The 19728-nt window shown below is 59.0% G+C and carries 18 protein-coding genes and 1 pseudogene; 7 read left to right on the top strand and 12 right to left on the bottom strand.

What is annotated here, in order from left to right:
- The first annotated feature begins 22 nt into the window (after positions 1-22).
- The 5 genes and pseudogenes from mnmE (at position 23) to ACMGGW_RS22815 (ending at position 5490) form a co-directional block, all read left to right on the top strand.
- Positions 23-1387: a tRNA uridine-5-carboxymethylaminomethyl(34) synthesis GTPase MnmE gene (mnmE, locus tag ACMGGW_RS22835; protein ID WP_197832566.1), complete on the top strand. Its 1365-nt coding sequence runs from the start codon at positions 23-25 to the stop codon at positions 1385-1387.
- Between the two features lie 111 nt (positions 1388-1498).
- Positions 1499-2812: a lysine N(6)-hydroxylase/L-ornithine N(5)-oxygenase family protein gene (locus ACMGGW_RS22830; protein ID WP_025304754.1), complete on the top strand. Its 1314-nt coding sequence runs from the start codon at positions 1499-1501 to the stop codon at positions 2810-2812.
- Positions 2813-2907: 95 nt separating this feature from the next.
- Positions 2908-3632: pseudogene (locus ACMGGW_RS22825) on the top strand (4'-phosphopantetheinyl transferase family protein).
- 161 nt (positions 3633-3793) lie between these two features.
- Positions 3794-4360: an NADPH-dependent FMN reductase gene (locus tag ACMGGW_RS22820; protein ID WP_025304752.1), complete on the top strand. Its 567-nt coding sequence runs from the start codon at positions 3794-3796 to the stop codon at positions 4358-4360.
- A gap of 77 nt (positions 4361-4437) precedes the next feature.
- A complete protein-coding gene (locus ACMGGW_RS22815) occupies positions 4438-5490 on the top strand; it encodes a hypothetical protein (RefSeq protein ID WP_025304751.1) in 1053 nt (350 codons plus the stop codon).
- A gap of 34 nt (positions 5491-5524) precedes the next feature.
- Here the strand turns inward: ACMGGW_RS22815 and ACMGGW_RS22810 are convergent, their stop codons facing one another.
- Positions 5525-6862: an NCS2 family permease gene (locus ACMGGW_RS22810; RefSeq protein WP_004933851.1), complete on the bottom strand. Its 1338-nt coding sequence runs from the start codon at positions 6860-6862 to the stop codon at positions 5525-5527.
- Between the two features lie 232 nt (positions 6863-7094).
- Here ACMGGW_RS22810 and ACMGGW_RS22805 point away from each other — a divergent pair, with 232 nt between their 5' ends.
- Together ACMGGW_RS22805 and yieH are read left to right on the top strand one after the other, a co-directional pair.
- Positions 7095-7499 carry an NUDIX hydrolase gene (locus tag ACMGGW_RS22805; RefSeq protein ID WP_016929609.1) on the top strand — a complete coding sequence of 135 codons (405 nt, stop codon included), beginning with the start codon at positions 7095-7097 and terminating at the stop codon, positions 7497-7499.
- A 46-nt stretch (positions 7500-7545) separates the two neighbouring features.
- Positions 7546-8214, top strand: a complete 669-nt coding sequence (gene yieH / locus ACMGGW_RS22800) for a 6-phosphogluconate phosphatase (RefSeq protein WP_060448294.1) — start codon at positions 7546-7548, stop codon at positions 8212-8214.
- Here the strand turns inward: yieH and ACMGGW_RS22795 are convergent.
- The 11 genes from ACMGGW_RS22795 to ACMGGW_RS22745 all read right to left on the bottom strand — a co-directional run bounded on the left by ACMGGW_RS22795 (position 8211) and on the right by ACMGGW_RS22745 (position 19708).
- Entirely contained in the window at positions 8211-8951 is a 741-nt protein-coding gene (locus tag ACMGGW_RS22795) for an amino acid ABC transporter permease (RefSeq protein WP_004933841.1), read from the bottom strand. The genes yieH and ACMGGW_RS22795 overlap by 4 nt on opposite strands.
- Position 8952: 1 nt before the next feature.
- On the bottom strand, positions 8953-9666 hold the full coding sequence (locus ACMGGW_RS22790; protein WP_025304748.1) for an amino acid ABC transporter permease: 714 nt from the start codon (positions 9664-9666) through the stop codon (positions 8953-8955).
- Between the two features lie 81 nt (positions 9667-9747).
- On the bottom strand, positions 9748-10587 hold the full coding sequence (locus tag ACMGGW_RS22785) for an ABC transporter substrate-binding protein (RefSeq protein ID WP_015376136.1): 840 nt from the start codon (positions 10585-10587) through the stop codon (positions 9748-9750).
- Between the two features lie 168 nt (positions 10588-10755).
- Complete coding sequence (gene phoU / locus ACMGGW_RS22780) at positions 10756-11490, bottom strand: phosphate signaling complex protein PhoU (protein WP_004933833.1); 735 nt, start codon at positions 11488-11490, stop codon at positions 10756-10758.
- Positions 11491-11501: 11 nt separating this feature from the next.
- Entirely contained in the window at positions 11502-12272 is a 771-nt protein-coding gene (gene pstB / locus ACMGGW_RS22775) for a phosphate ABC transporter ATP-binding protein PstB (protein WP_016929614.1), read from the bottom strand.
- Between the two features lie 54 nt (positions 12273-12326).
- Positions 12327-13217 carry a phosphate ABC transporter permease PstA gene (pstA, locus tag ACMGGW_RS22770; protein ID WP_025304746.1) on the bottom strand — a complete coding sequence of 297 codons (891 nt, stop codon included), beginning with the start codon at positions 13215-13217 and terminating at the stop codon, positions 12327-12329.
- 1 nt (position 13218) lies between these two features.
- Positions 13219-14175 (bottom strand): phosphate ABC transporter permease PstC, encoded by a 957-nt coding sequence (pstC, locus tag ACMGGW_RS22765; RefSeq protein ID WP_016929615.1) that lies wholly within the window; start codon positions 14173-14175, stop codon positions 13219-13221.
- A 91-nt stretch (positions 14176-14266) separates the two neighbouring features.
- Entirely contained in the window at positions 14267-15307 is a 1041-nt protein-coding gene (pstS, locus tag ACMGGW_RS22760; protein ID WP_043140725.1) for a phosphate ABC transporter substrate-binding protein PstS, read from the bottom strand.
- A 336-nt stretch (positions 15308-15643) separates the two neighbouring features.
- Complete coding sequence (glmS, locus tag ACMGGW_RS22755; RefSeq protein WP_043140722.1) at positions 15644-17473, bottom strand: glutamine--fructose-6-phosphate transaminase (isomerizing); 1830 nt, start codon at positions 17471-17473, stop codon at positions 15644-15646.
- A 152-nt stretch (positions 17474-17625) separates the two neighbouring features.
- Complete coding sequence (gene glmU, locus ACMGGW_RS22750; RefSeq protein WP_197832565.1) at positions 17626-18999, bottom strand: bifunctional UDP-N-acetylglucosamine diphosphorylase/glucosamine-1-phosphate N-acetyltransferase GlmU; 1374 nt, start codon at positions 18997-18999, stop codon at positions 17626-17628.
- A 289-nt stretch (positions 19000-19288) separates the two neighbouring features.
- Positions 19289-19708 carry a F0F1 ATP synthase subunit epsilon gene (locus ACMGGW_RS22745; protein ID WP_004933814.1) on the bottom strand — a complete coding sequence of 140 codons (420 nt, stop codon included), beginning with the start codon at positions 19706-19708 and terminating at the stop codon, positions 19289-19291.
- Positions 19709-19728 lie beyond the last annotated feature (20 nt).

Genomic DNA, 19728 nt, shown 5'->3' with positions numbered 1-19728 from the left:
TTAATCGTCAGAGAGAACCGTTATGAGCACCACCGATACCATCGTTGCCCAAGCCACCCCGCCGGGACGCGGCGGCGTCGGCATTCTGCGCATTTCCGGAAGCAAGGCCAAAGACGTCGCCCAGGCGTTGCTCGGCAAGCTGCCGAAGCCGCGCTACGCTGACTATCTGCCGTTCCGCGACGCCACGGGCGCCACCCTCGATCAGGGCATCGCGCTGTGGTTCCCGGGGCCGAACTCCTTTACCGGCGAAGACGTGCTGGAACTGCAGGGCCACGGCGGGCCGGTGATCCTCGATCTGTTGCTCAAGCGCGTGCTGGCGCTCCCTGACGTGCGCATCGCACGGCCCGGCGAGTTCTCCGAACGCGCGTTCCTCAACGACAAACTCGATTTGGCGCAGGCCGAAGCGATTGCCGATCTGATCGACGCCAGCTCCGAGCAGGCGGCGCGTTCGGCGATGAACTCGCTGCAGGGTGCGTTCTCCACCCGCATCCACCAGCTCGTGGAAGCGCTCACTCACTTGCGAATCTACGTGGAAGCGGCGATCGACTTCCCGGATGAGGAAATCGACTTCCTGTCCGACGGTAAAATCGAGGCGCAGCTTAACGACGTAATGGCGGATCTGGACAACGTGCGCGGTGAAGCGCGCCAGGGCAGCCTGCTGCGCGAAGGGATGAAGGTAGTGATAGCCGGGCGCCCCAATGCCGGTAAATCCAGCCTGCTCAATGCGTTGGCCGGGCGCGAGGCGGCGATCGTGACCGATATCGCCGGCACCACCCGCGACGTCTTGCGCGAACATATCCATATCGATGGCATGCCGCTGCACATCATCGACACCGCCGGCCTGCGCGATGCCAGCGACGAAGTAGAGCGTATCGGCATCGAACGTGCGTGGAACGAGATCGAACAGGCCGACAGGGTACTGTTTATGGTTGACGGCACCACCACCGCCGCCACCGAGCCGGCGGCGATCTGGCCGGAGTTTATGGCGCGCCTGCCAGGCACGCTGCCGATCACCGTGGTGCGCAACAAGGCCGACATCACCGGTGAAACGCTGGGTCTGACGGAAGTGAATAACCACTCACTTATTCGCCTGTCGGCCCGCACCGGCGAAGGCGTCGATGTGCTGCGCGATCATCTTAAACAGAGCATGGGCTTCACCAGCAATATGGAAGGCGGCTTTCTGGCGCGCCGTCGCCACCTGCAGGCGCTGGAATTGGCGGCACAGCACCTGGTGAAGGGTAAAGAACAGTTAGTGAGCGCTTACGCGGGGGAGCTGCTGGCCGAGGAACTGCGCCAGGCGCAGCTGGCCCTGAGTGAAATCACCGGCGAATTCACCTCCGACGATCTGCTGGGCCGTATCTTCTCAAGCTTCTGTATCGGGAAATAATCGACGGCGAGCGCCGTATCCTACTCGGCGCCCGCATGTTACTTCTCCCGGCGGCATCAAAACTCACCTAAGCTTATCTCATCAATTTTGCTGCGTGAGAGATAAGCTTACATGAACGAACCTTTAGACTTGATCGGCGTGGGATTGGGGCCTTTCAATCTCAGTCTGGCCGCTCTGGCCGCCGAAAGCGGCGCCGTCAATTATACCTTTCTCGATCGTAACGCCAGCTTCCGTTGGCATCCCGGTATGCTGCTGCCCTCAGCTTATATGCAAACCTATGTACTTCAAGATCTGGTTACCGCCGTCAGCCCACGCAGCCAATTTTCATTTATTAATTACTTGGTCGAACAGAAAAAAATTTATCGTTTTTTAATCACCGAGCAGCAAATTATCAGCCGGGAAGAATTTTCCGACTACCTGAGTTGGGCCTGCGAAAGGTTAGACGGACTACAGTTTTCACAGTCCGTAGAGCGTATTGATTTCGACGATGAAAAAGGTTTGTTCAAGGTATGTACCCACAACCAGACCCTGTGGGCGAAAAATATCTGTCTGGGTACCGGACATGACCCTTGGTTGCCGGAAGCATTTTACCCGGCGCTGGGTGAAAACTGCATGCATGCCGCCGAAATAGCCCTGCGCAATCCAGACTTCAGCGGCAAGCGGGTTATGGTGGTGGGCGGCGGACAAAGCGGCGCCGATGTTTTTTTGAACGCGTTGCAGGGACACTGGGGCGAGCCGGCACAGCTGGATTGGCTCTCGCGTCGTCCCAATTTTCAGCCGCTGGACGAGTCCCCCTTCACCAACGAATATTTCACTCCTGAATACGTCGACTATTTCTATACGCTGCCGGCCGAGATCCGCGCACGTGAAATCAAAACACAGAAATTGCCGGCAGACGGCATCAGCAATCATACGCTGCGAACCTTGTACCGTGAGCTTTATATGCGTTTTGACGTGATGCGCCAGACACGCAATGTGCGTTTACTGCCCCATCGTACTCTACTGACCGTCGAATCAATGGATGAGGCTTTTCATCTGCGCACGCTTCACGGTCTGGAAAATCGCCGGGAAAGTTTCAGGGCTGATATCGTCATTCTCGCCACCGGCTATCGCGCCTCTCTGCCCGCGTACCTGAAACCCTTGGTGCCACGCATCCCGCTCGATTCGAAGCAGCATCTACCGCTGCTGCCGAATTTTAATCTTGAATGGCTCGGGCCGGAGCAAAATCGAATTTATGCGGTAAATGCCGGGATACACAGCCACGGCAGCGCAGAAGGCGGACTGAGCCTGATGGCCTGGCGTTCAGCGCGCATCCTCAATCACTTGCTGGGCAAGCCATACTTTGATTTGGCACCGAACGCATCAATGATCCAATGGTGGAGCGATGCCGCGTCGGACGATACCTCTTCCATCGTTAATAAATAGGATAATCCGCATAGTGTTTTTTGATGATAAATCCTCAACTTAGTCTTAATCTAACACCCCTGCGTTCTTAGCGACCCTCTGTCATGGAGTGAACAATGGCGTGTCATTTTGCCCGATGGACCCCGGCCTCCGCTGTCCTGGATACCCAGAGACTCTCCGACGAAGTGATAGCCGCCACCCGCACCTTTTCCGTTAAGCGCCGCACGCGCTACCTGCAAGGGCGCATTCTGCTCGCCGAAATGATGTTCTACCTGTACGGCTTGCCGACGCTCCCCCTATAGCCACCACGCCGACCGGCCGCCCCTGTTTCGCCGATCATCAGCTGCCCGATTTTAGCCTCGCCTACGCCAGCAACACCGTGGGCGTACTGCTTAGCGACGAGGGCAAGGTCGGACTGGATATCGAAGTGATGCGGGCGCGCGGCACCCGGCAAAGCGCGCTGCAACACGCGCATCAGACACCGGCAGAAAGTGCCTGGATCGGTGCGCAGGACGATCGGCTGGAGGCAGAAACTCAGCTGTGGAGCATCCGGCAAAGCGTGCTGAAAATTTCCGGCCTCGGTAACAGCGGCCAGTCTACGCTGCGTCTGCATCCCTTCTCCGGCCACCTGCGCTCCAGTGCCACGCCGGACGTTCAGGTGATGAGCGACGCCGACGAATACCTGAGCTGGGCCTGCGCCGGCAGCCCTGGGCTGGATCGCCTGCTGTGCTGGCGCTACGAAGAGCGCGGTGGACTGCACAAAGACGGGGAAATCTCACCGCGCAGCCCGGCGGCGTCCTCGCGCTTCGTTAAACTGACGGGCCTGAAGACGCCCGGTTAACGCGGCGCAAAGCGGATAACGCTGTCTTTACCGCTCGAGTCGCTGGATTAAATTGTAAAGACAGCTAAATGTTGAGCAATCGCCTATTCTCGACCCGCGCTTTAGCCTACTATTCGCCCATGTTGTACGCTGAATCTGCTCATTCGAAAGGGAGAATCATCATGTCAGACCAAGCCTTAAAAATCGTCACTCTGCTCGGCAGCCTGCGTAAAGGCTCTTACAACGCCATGGTGGCCCGCGCCCTGCCAGGGCTGGCTCCGCAGGGCGTCACCATTGAAGCGCTACCATCCATCCGCGATATCCCACTGTACGACGCCGACATGCAACAGGGTGAAGGCTTCCCTGCCGCTGTCGAGGCGATCGCCGAACAGATCCGCCAGGCCGACGGCGTGATCATCGTCACCCCTGAATATAACTATTCCGTGCCCGGCGGGTTGAAGAACGCCATCGACTGGCTGTCTCGCTTGCCGAATCAGCCGCTGGCCGGCAAGCCGGTCGCCATTCAAACCAGCTCGATGGGGCCGATCGGCGGCGCGCGCTGCCAATACCATCTGCGCCAGATCCTGGTATTCCTCGATGCGATGGTAATGAACAAGCCTGAGTTTATGGGCGGCGTGATCCAGAGCAAGGTCGATGAACAGGCCGGTGAACTGAGCGATCAGGGAACGCTAGACTTCCTGACCGGCCAGCTGTCCGCGTTCAGCGATTTTATTCGCCGCGTGGAGTGACCGTCTCGCGGCGCCCACCGGGCGCCGCAACAGGACATGAAGTCCGTCAATTCATTGAAAATTAAAGCCATAGCATCATGTATTTTTTCATTTTAGCGTTATTTTTTGTTTCCATCACCAGTCCCGCTTTCGCCGCAGACATGCGTTATCCCGCCGGTGAAGAACCGCTGGAGCTGCCGGCACACAGTGCGCTCAACGCCCAGCTGTCGCGATCCGCGCAAAACCAGGAAGACAAAAAGCTGGGCGCCATGTCGCTGTACCTGACGCTGATGCGCGAAGACGGCCGCAATGTCTGGGCGCCCTACCAGTTGGCGGTGTCGTCGGCAGAGAAAGGGCAAACCGAGCTGGCGGAACGCTACCTGCAGCTGAGCGCCGACCGCGGCCTGTGGTACTACTACAACCTGCTGGAGGACGACGCCTTCAACAGCATTCAACATTCCGCCACCTACCAATCCATTTTGGCCGCCACCAAAGCGCGCTATCTGCAGCACGCTCGCCGCTATGAAGGCAAAGCCAGCTACGCGATGCCGGACGGCGAAGCACCGCCCGAAGGCTGGCCAACGGTGATCTTCCTGCATACCTACGGCAAAGCCGCCGCTATCAGCCCCGAAGAACGGCTGCTGTTCGGCGAAATGGGCGTAGCCTACATCGAGATCAACGGCACGCAGATGCTGTCGGAAAACAGCTTCCGCTGGTCAAATTACAGCGATGAGAGCACCCAAACCGCCATTCAGCGTACGCTGCAACAGCTGGCTCCGCAGCTAAAGCTGAATACCCAACGGATTTACCTCAGCGCCCGCGGCCAGGGTGCACTGCACGCCGCCAACCTGATCGCGAAGTACCCGCAGTTTTACGCCGGCGCGCTCCTGATCGCCCCCAACGGGGAGATCAAGCCGGCCCAGCAGTCGCTGGCGGCGCAAAAGAAAATCGTGATGGCGTATTACGATCGGCAGAACTTCAGTGAGCAGGCGCTGGCGTTGCACTTCGCCAATCTGTTTGGAGAGGATAACCAGGTAGAGACGCTGCACTTCGCCCAGGGCGAGGATGCCGCCGGCAGTTGGCAGGCGCGCTTCAGGCGGCCGTTGCAGTGGGTGTTGGACCAGGCGCCGGACGCGACGCCGGGCGTCTAGCGTTCAGGGCCGACAGACGTCGGCCCTTTGGCTGTCAATGGCCGTCGACAAAGACGATTTTCAGTACGAACAGCAGCGCCACCACCACCACGCACGGGCTGATTTCACGCCAGCGGCCGGTGCCGAGCTTCATCACGCAGTAGGAGATAAAGCCGAGCGCGATACCTTCGGTGATCGAGAAACTGAACGGCATCATCACCGCGGTGACAAATGCCGGTACCGCTTCGGTCAGATCGTCCCACTTCACCCGCGCCAGGCTGGAGGTCATCAGTACACCGACATAGATCAGCGCGCCGGCGGCAGCGTAAGCCGGCACCATACCCGCCAACGGCGACAGGAAGATCACCAGCAGGAACAGCAGGCCAGTGACCACCGCCGTCAAACCGGTGCGGCCGCCGACGGCGACGCCGGACGAGCTTTCGATGTAAGCGGTCACGGAAGAGGTACCCGCCAGCGAACCGGCCACTGAGCTGATGCTGTCAACGTACAACGCCTGCTTCATACGCGGGAATTTGCCCTGGTTGTCGGTCAGGCCGGCTTTATCGGTAACGCCGATCAGGGTGCCGGAAGAGTCGAACAGGTTCACCAGCATAAACGAGAAGATAACCCCGGCCAGCCCGATGTTCAGTGCGCCGGCCACGTCGACCTGGCCCACCACCGAGGTGATACTCGGCGGCAGGGAGAACAGGCCACCGTATTTCACGTCGCCCAGCATCCAGCCGATCAGGGTGGTGACCACGATCGACACCAGCACCGCCGCGTGGAAGTTACGCGAAGAGAGCACGGCGATGATGAAGAAGCCGAGCGCCCCCAGCAGCACGTTGTGCGAGGTCAGGCTGCCGATGGTCACCAGCGTGTCCGGGTTAGCCACTACGATGCCGGCGTTTTTCAGCCCCATCATGCCGATGAACAGACCGATGCCGCTGGTAATGCCGACCCGCAGGCTGACCGGAATGTTAGCGATCATCCAATAGCGAATGCGGAAAATGGTCAGCAACAGCAGGCCGACCGCCCCCCAGAAGATGGCGCCCATGCCCACCTGCCAGGAGATGCCCATCGCGCCGACCACCACGAAGGCGAAGAAGGCGTTCAGGCCCATCGCCGGCGCCAGCGCCACCGGCAGGTTCGCCAGCAGGCCCATAAAGATGCTGCCGAAGGCGGCGATCAAACAGGTGGTGACAAATACCGCCTGGGTATCCATGCCCGCCGCGCCCAAAATTTGCGGGTTAACGAACACGATATACACCATGGTGAGAAAGGTGGTGATACCGGCAATCGTTTCCGTACGCGCCGTCGTGCCATGTTGCTTGAGTTTAAACACGCGCCCAAGCAAGCCTTGCTCAGCGTCAAGGCCAGATACTGGTTTGGTCATTATCAGAATTCCGAAAATGGGAATGGACAGTCGCCGGCTATCCTATAACAAAAAGTGGGGCTTTTGATGTCGGTCACAGGTTTTTTTCGCCGTCTTTACGGCTAAACGCGTCAACGGCTTGTATTTACAGGCATTCATCCCCCTTGCCGCCCGCTGCGTTGCCGTTTGCCGGCACGGCCGATAAAATGGCCTATCGCCCCTCTATCCCTATCCGTTAAAAACAGGAATCCGCATGTCTTCGACCTTTATCGATAAGCTGGCGTTGATCGCGCTGAAAGATGACAAAGTGGCGCTGGTGCGCTCACACAATAAGACGCTGTTTTATATGCCGGGCGGAAAGCGCGAAGCGGGCGAAACCGACGAACAGGCGCTGTGCCGCGAAATCGACGAAGAGCTGACCGTTGCGCTGCTGTCGCAATCCATCGCGTTTTACGGCGAATTCACCGGCCCGGCGGACGGCAAGCAGGACGGCACCCAGGTGCGCATTCGCTGCTACCAGGCCGACTTTACCGGGCAGCTGCAGCCGGCCGCCGAAATCGCCGAGCTGAAGTGGTGCGACAGTCGCGATCTGCCGCAGTGCTCACACGTCGCCGCGCTGATTTTGCACGATCTCAAGGCGCGTAACCTGATCAAGTGATCGCTGAGCGGCCTCAGCGGCGTTAACCCGAAGGAACCTGTCCCGCATGAATCATATTGACTGCATTTTGTTCGACTGCGATGGCACGCTGGTAGACAGCGAAGTGCTGTGCAGCAAAGCCTATGTGCACATGTTCGCCCACTACGGCATTCATCTGTCGCTGGAAGAGGTATTCAAGAAATACAAAGGGGTGAAGCTGTACGAGATCATCGATCGGGTCAACGCCGAGCAGGGCACTGACCTGGCCAAAGAGACACTGGAGCCGCTGTATCGGCAGGAAGTGGCGCGGTTGTTCGACAGCGAACTGCAACAGATTGCCGGCGCCCGTGAGCTGCTGGCGCAGGTAACGGTGCCTGTCTGCACCGTCTCCAACGGGCCGGTCAGCAAGATGCAGCATTCGCTCGGCCTGACCGGCATGCTGCCTTATTTTGATGACCGGTTATTCAGCGGCTATGACATTCAGCGCTGGAAGCCGGATCCGGCGATCGTGTTTCACGCCGCCGAACAGATGCAGGTGCCTGTGACGCGCTGCATCCTGGTGGACGATTCGCCCGCCGGCGCGCAGGCCGGCATCGATGCCGGCATCCCGGTCTTTTACTTCTGCGCCGATCCGCATAACCCGCCGATTGACCACCCGCTGGTGACCACGTTTGACGACCTGGCCCAACTGCCCGCGCTGTGGCGCGAACGCGGCTGGCGGCTCACGGCCGATTAACTGGCCGGCAACGGCGGCTTGTTGCGCCACCAGCGCCAGGACCGTTTCAGCGCACGGGTTTGCGCGCCGAAGCGGCGGTTGACCGCGTTGGCCAGCAGATCGAGCGCCAGGCAGAACACGAAGTAGACCAGCGCCACGAACAGAAACACTTCCATCGGATAGACCATGCTGCGGTTGTTGACCTGGGTCGCCAGGAAGGTCAGTTCGCCAACGCCGACGATATAAGCCAGCGAGGTGTCCTTGATCAGAGAGATCCACTGGTTGATGAACGACGGCACCATCATGCGCAGCGCCTGCGGCAGCACGATCATGCGCAGCGTCTGCCAACGCGTCAGCCCCAGAGAAAGCCCAGCCTGCCACTGGCCGGGGCCGATCGCGGCGATGCCGGCCTTCACTGCATGGGCCAGATAGGCCGAGGCGATCAGCGCCAGCGCGCACACCACGGTAGTGATTTCCGGGATCTCGACGCCAAACACCATCGGCAGCAGGAAATAGGTCCAGAAGATCAGCATGATGACCGGAATGGCGCGGAAAAAGCCCAACACCGCCGCCAGCAGCCCGGCGGCGACGCCGCGCGACATCGCCAGCGCCACGCCGAGTAAGGTGCCGAGCACCGCCGAGGCCACGCCGGCCATCAGGCTGATCGCCAACGTCAGCGCCGCGCCACCCAGCGGCCCGTCCGGCCAGGTGCCCCACAGCAGGTAACCCAGGTTGTCGTGAATCACGCTGAAATCCATCTCAATGTCCTCCCAGCGGTTTACGCTGTTGTCGCCACATGCCCCAACCTTCCAGCAGCGCGATGATGGCGATATACAGCACCGTCGCCACGCCGAACGCCTGGAAGGTGCGCAGGGTTTCGGTTTCGACCTGACGCGAGGCGTAAGAGAGTTCGGCAACGCCGATCGCCATGGTCAGCGACGAGTTCTTGATCACGTTCATGTATTGCCCCAGCAGCGGCGGCAGCGCGATTTTCAGCGCCTGCGGCAACACCACGTAGCGCATCGCCTGCCAGCCGGTCAGTCCCAGCGCCTGAGCGGCATATTTCTGCCCGCCGGCGACGCCGCGAATGCCGGAGCGGATCTCTTCGGCGATAAAGGCGGTGGAGTAGAGCGTCAGGCCAAAGAAACCGGCGAGAAACTCGAACGACGGCCACTCAAGCGGGCCGACCTGATGTGAGCTGTTCAGCCACTGCATGGCGGCGGACGGCAGGATCTGCCCGGCGGCGAAGTACCAGAAGAACAGCTGCACCAGCAGCGGCGTATTGCGAAACAGCGAGCTGTACCCCATCGCCAGCCAACGCAACGGCCGCAGGCTGCTGTCGCGCATCGCCGCCAGCACAAAGCCCAGCAACGTGGCCGCCAGGCCCGCGCAGGCGGAAAGCCACAGCGTCAGCAGAAAGCCATGCCACAGCCAGCTCAGGTATTGCGGCGCCAGCAGCCAGTCCAGGTTCATGTTCAATCCTTGTCTTGCAGAATGCATCAGGGGCGCAGCAAGCTGCGCCCCTCCGTGCCTATCTCACCGCAAGCGGTTAAGTCAGGCTTTTGGTTGCTGATCCAAAGGCGCGATTTTGAAATCGCCGCGCGGTTGAGCGGATTGGGTTTCCGGCCCGAACCAGCGATCGTAAATCTTAACCGCTTCGCCGTCTTTTTCCAGCTTGATCAGCGTCTCGTTCACCGCGGCGGTCAGGCGATCTTCACCCTTGGGAATGCCGACGCCCTGATACTCTTTGGTCAGGCTGAACGGCGAAATTTCAAACTCCGCCTTTTGCGCCGCCGGCAGGTTGCCGAGCAGGCCGACCAGCTTGGCGTCGTCCTGAGTGATCGCCTGCACGTTGCCGTTACGCAGCGCCACGAACGCCAGCGGGGTATCATCGTAGGAGATCACTTTCGCCGTCGGGAAACGCTCGCGCAGGGTGATTTCCTGCACCGTGCCCTTATCCGCGCCGATGCGCAGTTTCTTGATGTCTTCCGGCGTTTTCAGCACGCCTTTGCGGGCGATGAATTTCTGCCCAGTGGCGAAGTACGGCACGCTGAAGTTCACTTCCTTGGCGCGCTCGTCGGTAATGGTGAAGTTGGCGGCAATCAGGTCAACCTTCTTCGACACCAGCAGCGGAATGCGGTTGGCCGGGTTGGTGGCGCGCAGCTCCACTTTCACCCCCAGCGCTTTGCCGATCGCGTCGGCGACGTCCACATCGTAGCCCACCAGCTTCTTGCTCTGCGGATCGATGTAGCCGAACGGCGGGTTACTGTCGAACACCGCGATGCGCACCACGCCGGCTTGCTTGATATCGTCAAGTTTGTCCGCGTGCGCGGCGCCGGCGGCGAAACCGGTCAGACTGGCTAACAACGTTAAGGCCAAAGCGCGATGTTTCATAGAAAGCTCCTAAGTGGTTGATGTCCTGCTGGCGGATAAGCTAGCAAGCGCCACATAGGTCAGGAAATAATATAAAAAGCTATATTTATAACCTTTTTATCTTTACGCGTTTAAGATGGAATAAAGGCGCGGGAAACCGCGCCTTGGAAGGATATTACCCGGAAAGGGTTAGTCATCTTTTTCGTCTTTACCGCCCGGAGACAGCAGCTTTTCCAGGGCGTCGCCGCCCAAATGACGGAAATCCTGTCCTTTGACGAAATAGAAGATAAATTCGCAGATGTTCTGGCAGCGGTCGCCGATACGTTCGATTGAACGGGCACAGAACAGCGCGGTCAGCACGCTCGGAATGGTGCGCGAATCCTCCATCATGTAGGTCATCAGCTGACGCACGATGCCTTCGTATTCCTGGTCGACCTTTTTATCTTCCCGGTAAATACGGATCGCTTCGTCCAGATCCATGCGCGCGAACGCGTCCAGCACGTCGTGCAGCATCTGCACGGTGTGGCGCCCCAGCGACTCCAGGCTGACCAGCAGCGGCTGGTGCTGGTGCGAGAACTTCTCCAGCGCGGTGCGGCAGATCTTGTCCGCCACGTCGCCGATGCGCTCCAGCTCGGAAATGGTTTTGATGATCGCCATCACCAGACGCAGATCGCTGGCGGTCGGCTGGCGCTTGGCGATAATGCGCACGCAGGCTTCGTCGATCGCCACTTCCATCATGTTGACCTTGGCGTCGCCTTCGATCACGCGCTTGGCCAGCTCGCCATCCTGATTGTGCATCGCGGTGATGGCGTCGGTCAGCTGCTGCTCCACCAGCCCGCCCATGGTCAGCACCTGAGTGCGGATATGCTCGAGCTCTGCGTTGAACTGGCCGGAAATGTGTTTGTTTAAATTCAGGTTATCCATGATGCTTCCTATCAACCATAACGGCCAGTGATGTAGTCTTCAGTCTGCTTTTTCTGCGGCGCAGTGAACAGGTTATCAGTATCACTGAACTCGATCAGCTCGCCCAGATACATAAATGCGGTAGAGTCGGAGCAGCGCGCCGCCTGCTGCATGTTGTGCGTCACGATCACCACGGTGTAATCAGCCTTCAGCTCGCTGATCAGCTCTTCAATCTTGCCGGTGGAGATCGGATCCAGCGCCGAGCAAGGCTCATCCAGCAACAACACTTCCGGACGAATGGCGATGCCGCGGGCGATGCACAGACGCTGCTGCTGGCCGCCGGAGAGGCTGTAGCCGCTCTGGTGCAGCTTGTCCTTGGTTTCATTCCACAGCGCCGCCTTGGTCAGCGCCCACTGCACGCGCTCGTCCATATCGGCGCGCGACAGCTTTTCAAACAGGCGAACGCCGAAGGCGATGTTGTCGTAAATCGACATCGGGAACGGCGTCGGCTTCTGGAACACCATGCCGACCTTGGCGCGCAGCAGTGCGATATCCGAGTTGTCGGTCAGGATGTTCTGGCCGTCCAGCAGGATGCCGCCTTCCGCACGCTGTTCCGGGTACAGCTGGTACATCTTGTTGAAGGTGCGCAGCAGGGTAGATTTGCCGCAGCCGGACGGGCCGATAAACGCGGTGACCTTGTTCTTGGCGATATCCAGCGTGATGTTCTTCAGCGCATGGAATTTGCCATAGTAGAAGTTCAGATCGCGTACCTGAATTTTGCTGCTGGAAGCGTCAGTAACCATACTCATCAAGACTTCTCTCTTTTCATCAGCGCCGCCAAAGCGGCGCTCAAAATTTTATGAATGCTTTTTCTTGGCGAAAACCACGCGCGCCAGAATATTCAGTAACAGTACGCACAGGGTGATCAACAGCACCCCGGCCCAGGCCAGCTGTTGCCATTCGGCGAACGGGCTCATGGCGAATTTGAAGATGGTCACCGGCAGGTTGGCGATCGGCTGCATCAGGTCGGTGCTCCAGAACTGGTTCGACAGCGAAGTGAACAGCAGCGGTGCGGTTTCCCCCGCGATGCGTGCAATCGCCAGCAGCACGCCGGTGATGATGCCGGACACCGACGCCTTCAGCGTGATGGCGGAAATCATGCGCCATTTCGGCGTACCCAGGGCATAAGCGGCCTCGCGCAGCGTATCCGGTACCAGTTTCAGCATGTTCTCGGTGGTACGAATGACGATCGGCACCTGCAGCAGCGCCAGCGCCACGATGCCGGCCCAGCCGGAGAAGTGTTCCATCTTCGCCACCACGATGGTGTAAACGAACAGGCCCACCACGATCGACGGTGCGGACAAAAGAATGTCGTTGATAAAGCGGATCACTTCCGCCAGCCAGGATTTACGGCCGTATTCCGCCAGGTAGATGCCGGCCATGATGCCCAGCGGCGTACCGAAAAGGGTCGCCCACAGGATCAACAGGCCGCTGCCGGCGATGGCGTTGGCCAGGCCGCCGCCCGCGGTATTCGGCGGTGGGGTCATCTCGGTGAACAGCGCCAGCGACATGCCGTCGAAGCCTTTGGTGACGGTAGCGATCAGGATCCAGATCAACCAGAACAGCCCGAACGCCATGGTCGCCATCGACAGGAACAGCGCGAGGCGGTTTTTCTGCCGGCGCCAGGCCTGCATTTTGCGGCGGCTTTCCGCCAGAACGACTGCGTTTTGCATATCCATCGTCGCCATGTTAACGCCCCTCATTCTTGGCCAGACGCATGATCATCAGTTTCGACAGCGCCAGCACGATAAAGGTGATAACAAACAGAATCAGGCCCAGCTCCATCAACGCGGCGGTGTGCACGCCGGACTCAGCTTCGGCGAATTCGTTGGCCAGCGCCGAGGTGATGCTGTTGCCCGGCATGTACAGCGAAGCGCTGTCGAGCTGGTAGGTGTTGCCGATGATAAAGGTCACCGCCATGGTTTCCCCCAGCGCACGGCCCAGGCCCAGCATCACGCCGCCGATGACGCCGTTTTTGGTGAACGGCAGCACGATGCGCCAGATGACTTCCCAAGTGGTGCAGCCGATGCCGTAGGCCGACTCTTTCATCATTACCGGCGTCTGTTCGAACACGTCGCGCATAACCGCAGCGATGTAAGGAATGATCATGATCGCCAGGATCACCCCGGCAGCCAGGATACCGATGCCGAAGGCCGGGCCGGAGAACAGCTCGCCGACGATAGGAATGCCCGACAGCACGTCGCCCACCGGCGTCTGGAAGTATTCGGCGAACAGCGGGGCGAACACAAACAGGCCCCACATGCCGTAGACGATGCTCGGGATGGCCGCCAGCAGCTCAATGGCGATGCCCAGCGGCCGCTTCAACCAGTTCGGCGCCAGTTCGGTCAGGAACAGCGCGATGCCGAAACTCACCGGCACGGCGATGATCAGCGCGATGAGCGAGGTGACCACGGTACCGTAGATAGGCACCAGCGCGCCGAACTGCTCCGCCGGCGCATCCCACTCTTTGGTCCACAGGAAGGCGAAGCCGAATTTCTGCATGCTTGGCCAGGAGGCGAAGATCAGCGAAACGATGATGCCGCCCAGCAACAATAGGGTAATCAGCGCAGCCAGTCTCACCAGCGCGCTGAAAATGATGTCACCGTTTTTGCCCGGTGCTTTGATGGTCGGCTTGTACTCAGCCATAGATTACTCTCTGTTTGAACCCTGGCAGCCCCAACCGGGATCGGAGCCTGAAGAACTGTGTGGGGCGCGGCGAACCCGCGCCCCTGCGTTGTTAGTACAGCGCTTTACCTGAACTGTCTTTTACGTTGGTTTTCCAGGCCGCGCGCACCTGCTCAACCACTTCTGTCGGCAGGGTGGCGTAATCCAGCTCGTTCGCCTGCTTGGCGCCGGTTTTATAAGCCCAGTCGAAGAACTTCAGCACTTCGGCACCCTGAGCAGGGTTTTTCTGCTCTTTGTGCACCAAAATGAAGGTGGTGGAGGTGATTGGCCACACGTTGTCGCCTTTCTGGTCAGTCAGATCCTGAGCGAAGGTCTTGCTCCAATCCACGCCTTTGGCCGCGTTGCTGAAGCTCTCTTCGGTCGGGCTAACCGGTTTGCCGTCGGCGGATACCAGCTTGGTGTAAGCCAGGTTGTTCTGTTTGGCGTAAGCGTATTCTACGTAGCCGATAGAGCCAGGCAGACGCTGAACGAAGGCGGCGATGCCGTCGTTGCCTTTGCCGCCCAGACCGGTCGGCCAGTTAACGGTAGAACCGGCGCCAATCTTCTCTTTCCACTGCGCGTTGGCCTTGGACAGGTAGCTGGTAAACACGAACGAGGTGCCGGAACCGTCGGCGCGGCGCACTACGGCGATGTTCTGGTCAGGCAGTTTCACGCCAGGGTTCAGCTTGGTGATAGCCGGATCGTTCCACTTTTTGACGTTGCCCAGGTAGATATCGCCCAGGGTTTTACCGTCCAGCGTCAGTTCGCCGGATTTGATGCCCGGGATATTCACCGCCAGTACCACGCCGCCGATCACGGTCGGGAACTGGAACAGGCCATCGGCCGCCAGTTTGTCGTCAGACAGCGGAGCATCGGAAGCGCCAAAGTCAACGGTGTTGGCCACGATTTGCTTCACGCCGCCAGAGGAGCCGATGCCCTGATAGTTAACTTTGTTGCCGGTTTCTTTCTGATAAGAATCTGCCCACTTGGCGTAAACCGGAGCGGGGAATGTCGCACCTGCACCGGTCAGGCTGGCAGCAGCGAACGCGGACACGGCGGTCAGGGAGAAGGTCGCTGCCACAATACTGGCGACGGTGGTACGCATCAGTTTCATAATCCCTCCTAATGGGATACTTAAAATCGACTTCGAGTCGTTTTAATCAGAGTAAGTATTGCTGCAGGAGGGAAAATAGGACAGTTTGGTGACAGAAAAATGTACGCAATATGACAGTTATATTACAGTGCATTTTAGGGGTATTGATTTATATTAAAATCAATTTGTTATATTGAAAACAGCGCAATTGCCAAGCAATAAAAAAACCGTTTTGGCGCGGCCTATCCGCTTGAATATGACAACGTTTATCGCCGAATCGGTCGCGCTGTCATCTTTAAGGCCGCTCATGAAAAAAGCCGGCGCGAAGGCCGGCTTTTGCAGTTTACCTGCGGCAAATTACTCTACGGTGACAGACTTCGCCAGGTTGCGTGGCTGGTCAACGTCGGTGCCTTTGATCAGCGCCACGTGGTAAGACAGCAGCTGCAACGGCACGGTGTAGAAGATCGGCGCGACGATTTCCTCGACGTGCGGCAGAGGAATGATGGTCATGCCTTCGCTGCTGACAAAGCCGGCGTCCTGATCGGCGAACACGTACAGCTGGCCGCCGCGCGCGCGTACTTCTTCAATGTTGGACTTCAGCTTTTCCAGCAGTTCGTTGTTTGGCGCCACCACGATCACCGGCATATCGGCGTCGATCAGCGCCAGCGGACCGTGTTTCAACTCGCCCGCCGCATAAGCTTCGGCGTGAATATAGGAGATCTCTTTCAGCTTCAGCGCCCCTTCCATGGCGATCGGATACTGATCGCCACGGCCGAGGAACAGCGCATGGTGCTTGTCGGAGAAGCCTTCCGCCAGCGCTTCGATCTCTTTATCCATCGACAGCATCTGCTCGATACGCGCCGGCAGCGCCTGCAGGCCGTGCACGATCTCCTGCTCCACGCTTTCCGCCATGCCTTTCAGGCGGCCCAGGCGCGCCACCAGCATCAACAGCACGGTAAGCTGGGTGGTGAAGGCTTTGGTCGAGGCTACGCCGATTTCCGTGCCCGCTTTGGTCATCAACGCCAGATCGGATTCACGCACCAGCGAAGAGCCCGCAACGTTACAAACGGCCAGCGAACCAAGATAACCCAGCTCTTTGGACAGGCGCAGCGCCGCTAACGTGTCGGCGGTTTCGCCGGACTGCGACAGGGTGATGATCAGGCTACCCGGACGCACCGCCGATTTGCGGTAACGGAATTCGGACGCGATCTCGACGTCGCACGGCACGCCGGCCAACGCTTCAAACCAGTAGCGCGCCACCATCCCGGAGTGGTAAGAAGTCCCACAGGCGATGATCTGCACGTGTTGCACCTTGGCCAGCAGCTCGTCGGCGTGCGGGCCCAGCTCGCTCAGGTTGATTTGGCCATGGCTGAAACGCCCTTCCAGGGTGTTTTTCAGCGCCAGCGGCTGTTCGTAGATCTCTTTTTGCATGTAGTGACGGTAAGCGCCCTTGTCGCCGGCGTCATACTGCACCTGGGATTCGATCTCAGGACGCTCGATGGCGTTGCCCTGCTTGTCGAAGATGTTGACGGTGCGGCGAGTCACTTCCACCACGTCGCCTTCTTCCAGGAAGATGAAGCGGCGGGTGACCGGCAGCAGCGCCAGCTGATCGGAGGCGATGAAGTTTTCCCCAACGCCGCGGCCGATAACCAGCGGGCTGCCGGAGCGCGCCGCAACCAATACGCTCGGATCGCGGCTGTCCATCACCACGGTGCCGTAAGCGCCGCGCAGCTGTGGGATCACGCGCTGAACCACTTCCAGCAGCGTACCGCCCTGCAACTGTTCCCAGTGCACCAGGTGCGCGATCACTTCGGTGTCGGTTTCGGAGCTGAAACGGTAACCACGTTCGATCAGCAACTCGCGCAGCGGTTCGTGGTTTTCGATGATGCCGTTATGCACCACGGTAATGTAGTCGGAAACATGCGGGTGCGCGTTCGCTTCGGTCGGTTCACCGTGCGTTGCCCAGCGGGTGTGAGCGATGCCGGTACCGCCGTGCAGATCGGTTTGCTCCGCCGCTTCGGCCAGTTTTTGTACCTTGCCTACGCGACGCAGGCGACTGACGTTGCCTTTTTCATCGACCACCGCCAGACCGGCGGAGTCATAACCGCGGTACTCAAGACGACGTAAACCTTCCAACAGGATTTCTGCGATATCACGTTGCGCTACTGCGCCTACAATTCCACACATCAGTTATATTCCTAATGAACGCCCTTCATGGGCGCTTTCGATGCCTTGACCTGATTTTTGCCGGTTTTTACCGTGCGTCCCCCGAGCCTGTAGATGGTGGGGGTTATTATGTTTTGTATTGGGCTCGTGAACAGAGCCCAACGCAAAACACACTATAGCTTCTTCTTCACCGGACGTTGCCAGCCCTGAATGTGCACCTGCTTGACGCGGCTCAGCACCAATTCGTTCTCGGCAATATCGCGCGTCACCGTGGTGCCTGCGGCGATGGTGGAGCCTTTGCCGACCGATACCGGCGCCACCAGCTGAGTATCGGAACCGACGAACACCCCATCGCCGATCAGCGTCTTGTGCTTGTTGGCGCCATCGTAGTTACAGGTGATGGTGCCGGCGCCGATATTCACGTCATCGCCGATTTCGGCATCGCCCAGGTAGCTGAGGTGGCCGGCCTTGGAGCCTTTGCCCAGACGCGCCTTTTTCATTTCCACGAAGTTGCCGACGTGGGCCCCTGCCGCCAGCTCCGCGCCTGGGCGCAGGCGGGCAAATGGCCCCACGGTGCAGCCGACTTCCAGCACGCTGTCTTCCAGCACGCTGTAAGGACTGATCTCGCAATCATCACCGATTACGCAGTTTTTCAGCACGCAGCCGGCGCCGATTTTCACCCGATCGCCCAACTTGACGTGACCTTCGATAATCACATTCGCATCAATAGTGATGTCGCGGCCGTGAACAAGTTCCCCGCGCAAATCGAAACGCGCCGGATCCAGCAGCATCACGCCGGCCAACAGCAGCTTTTCAGACTGTTCCGACTGGAATACGCGTTCCAGGGTCGCCAGTTGCAGGCGGTTGTTCACACCTTCCACTTCACTCAGGCGCGACGGGTGTACAGCCTCGATTTTCTTGCCGTCGGCATGGGCCAACGCAATGATATCGGTGATGTAAAACTCGCCCTGTGCGTTGTCGTTGTTCAGCATCCCCAGCCAGCGCTTCAGATCGCGCCCGTTCGCCACCAGGATGCCGGTATTGATCTCATTAATCTGACGCTGTGCCTCGCTGGCGTCCTTGTGTTCAACGATGCCCACCACGTTGCCCTGCTCGCGCACGATGCGGCCGTAACCGCTCGGATCGTCCAGTTTCACCGTCAGCAGACCGATGCCGCCCTGCGGCTTGGCCGCAATCAGACGTTGCAGCGTATCCACGGAAATCAAAGGCACGTCACCGTACAGCATCAGCACGTCTTCATCGTCGGCAAAATGCGGCGCCGCCTGCTGCATTGCATGACCGGTGCCCAATTGCTCCGCCTGCAGCACCCAGTTCAGCGCGCCGCCCGTCAGCGTGCTTTTCAATAAATCGCCGCCGTGGCCGTATACCAGGTGAACATGTTGCGCGCCCAGTTTCATCGCGGCATCAATGACGTGCTGCACCATCGGCTTACCGGCCAACGGATGCAACACTTTGGGAAGATCGGAATACATGCGCGTACCCTTGCCCGCGGCGAGGATGACCACGCTCATTGCGCTGTTCGACATAAGCAACCTGATAACTCCATTTTGATAGACGAAAGTAAAACCGTTTAGCGACGATATTACTACATATTTCTCATCACGAACCCGGCGCAGGCCGCGCGCCTCTTGGCCTGCCGCCATCATGGCCGATTCGGCTTCAGGACGAAAAAACTGTCGGCGTTCGGCGACGTTTCTTTCCCGATATCAGGGGTTATACACCACACCGCCCGCCGGGCTGAAATGCTTATTTTAAAGTAAAAAAAAGCGACCCTATAGGCCGCTTTCTTAAAGTTGGGTGCAGAGCACCCAAACATTACATCGCTTTTCTGGTGAGCTCGATAACGCGCAGTTTTGCGATCGCTTTCGCCAGTTCAGCGGATGCCTGAGCATAGTCGACATCGCCATGAGAGCTGCGAATGTGTTCTTCAGCTTTACGCTTAGCTTCCAACGCTCTCGCTTCGTCGAGGTCAGTACCACGGATAGCAGTGTCCGCCAGCACGGTAACCACGCTCGGCTGCACCTCGAGGATGCCGCCGGACAGGTAGATGAACTCTTCTTCACCGTGCTGCTTAACAATACGCACCATGCCAGGCTTGATGGCAGTCAGCAGCGGCGCATGGCCAGGGAAGATCCCCAGTTCACCTTCGCTGCCTGTCACCTGGATCTTCTGCACCAGGCCGGAAAACATCTGTTTTTCCGCGCTGACTACATCCAGATGGTAAGTCATAGCCATATCACCCTCCTCTCAAGGCG

Origin of the sequence: Serratia sp. BNK-4 (genome assembly GCF_048685115.1) — a bacterium.
Lineage (GTDB): Bacteria > Pseudomonadota > Gammaproteobacteria > Enterobacterales > Enterobacteriaceae > Serratia > Serratia bockelmannii.
This window is presented reverse-complemented; position numbering and strand designations above follow the sequence as displayed.

Excerpts from the sequence above, each read along its gene's own strand:
- mnmE (WP_197832566.1), top strand. The coding sequence starts at position 23 with ATGAGCACCACCGATACCATCGTTGCCCAAGCCACCCCGCCGGGACGC.
- ACMGGW_RS22830 (WP_025304754.1), top strand. The coding sequence starts at position 1,499 with ATGAACGAACCTTTAGACTTGATCGGCGTGGGATTGGGGCCTTTCAAT.
- ACMGGW_RS22820 (WP_025304752.1), top strand. The coding sequence starts at position 3,794 with ATGTCAGACCAAGCCTTAAAAATCGTCACTCTGCTCGGCAGCCTGCGT.
- ACMGGW_RS22815 (WP_025304751.1), top strand. The coding sequence starts at position 4,438 with ATGTATTTTTTCATTTTAGCGTTATTTTTTGTTTCCATCACCAGTCCC.
- ACMGGW_RS22810 (WP_004933851.1), bottom strand. The coding sequence starts at position 6,862 with ATGACCAAACCAGTATCTGGCCTTGACGCTGAGCAAGGCTTGCTTGGG.
- ACMGGW_RS22805 (WP_016929609.1), top strand. The coding sequence starts at position 7,095 with ATGTCTTCGACCTTTATCGATAAGCTGGCGTTGATCGCGCTGAAAGAT.
- yieH (WP_060448294.1), top strand. The coding sequence starts at position 7,546 with ATGAATCATATTGACTGCATTTTGTTCGACTGCGATGGCACGCTGGTA.
- ACMGGW_RS22795 (WP_004933841.1), bottom strand. The coding sequence starts at position 8,951 with ATGGATTTCAGCGTGATTCACGACAACCTGGGTTACCTGCTGTGGGGC.
- ACMGGW_RS22790 (WP_025304748.1), bottom strand. The coding sequence starts at position 9,666 with ATGAACCTGGACTGGCTGCTGGCGCCGCAATACCTGAGCTGGCTGTGG.
- ACMGGW_RS22785 (WP_015376136.1), bottom strand. The coding sequence starts at position 10,587 with ATGAAACATCGCGCTTTGGCCTTAACGTTGTTAGCCAGTCTGACCGGT.
- phoU (WP_004933833.1), bottom strand. The coding sequence starts at position 11,490 with ATGGATAACCTGAATTTAAACAAACACATTTCCGGCCAGTTCAACGCA.
- pstB (WP_016929614.1), bottom strand. The coding sequence starts at position 12,272 with ATGGTTACTGACGCTTCCAGCAGCAAAATTCAGGTACGCGATCTGAAC.
- pstA (WP_025304746.1), bottom strand. The coding sequence starts at position 13,217 with ATGGCGACGATGGATATGCAAAACGCAGTCGTTCTGGCGGAAAGCCGC.
- pstC (WP_016929615.1), bottom strand. The coding sequence starts at position 14,175 with ATGGCTGAGTACAAGCCGACCATCAAAGCACCGGGCAAAAACGGTGAC.
- pstS (WP_043140725.1), bottom strand. The coding sequence starts at position 15,307 with ATGAAACTGATGCGTACCACCGTCGCCAGTATTGTGGCAGCGACCTTC.
- glmS (WP_043140722.1), bottom strand. The coding sequence starts at position 17,473 with ATGTGTGGAATTGTAGGCGCAGTAGCGCAACGTGATATCGCAGAAATC.
- glmU (WP_197832565.1), bottom strand. The coding sequence starts at position 18,999 with ATGTCGAACAGCGCAATGAGCGTGGTCATCCTCGCCGCGGGCAAGGGT.
- ACMGGW_RS22745 (WP_004933814.1), bottom strand. The coding sequence starts at position 19,708 with ATGGCTATGACTTACCATCTGGATGTAGTCAGCGCGGAAAAACAGATG.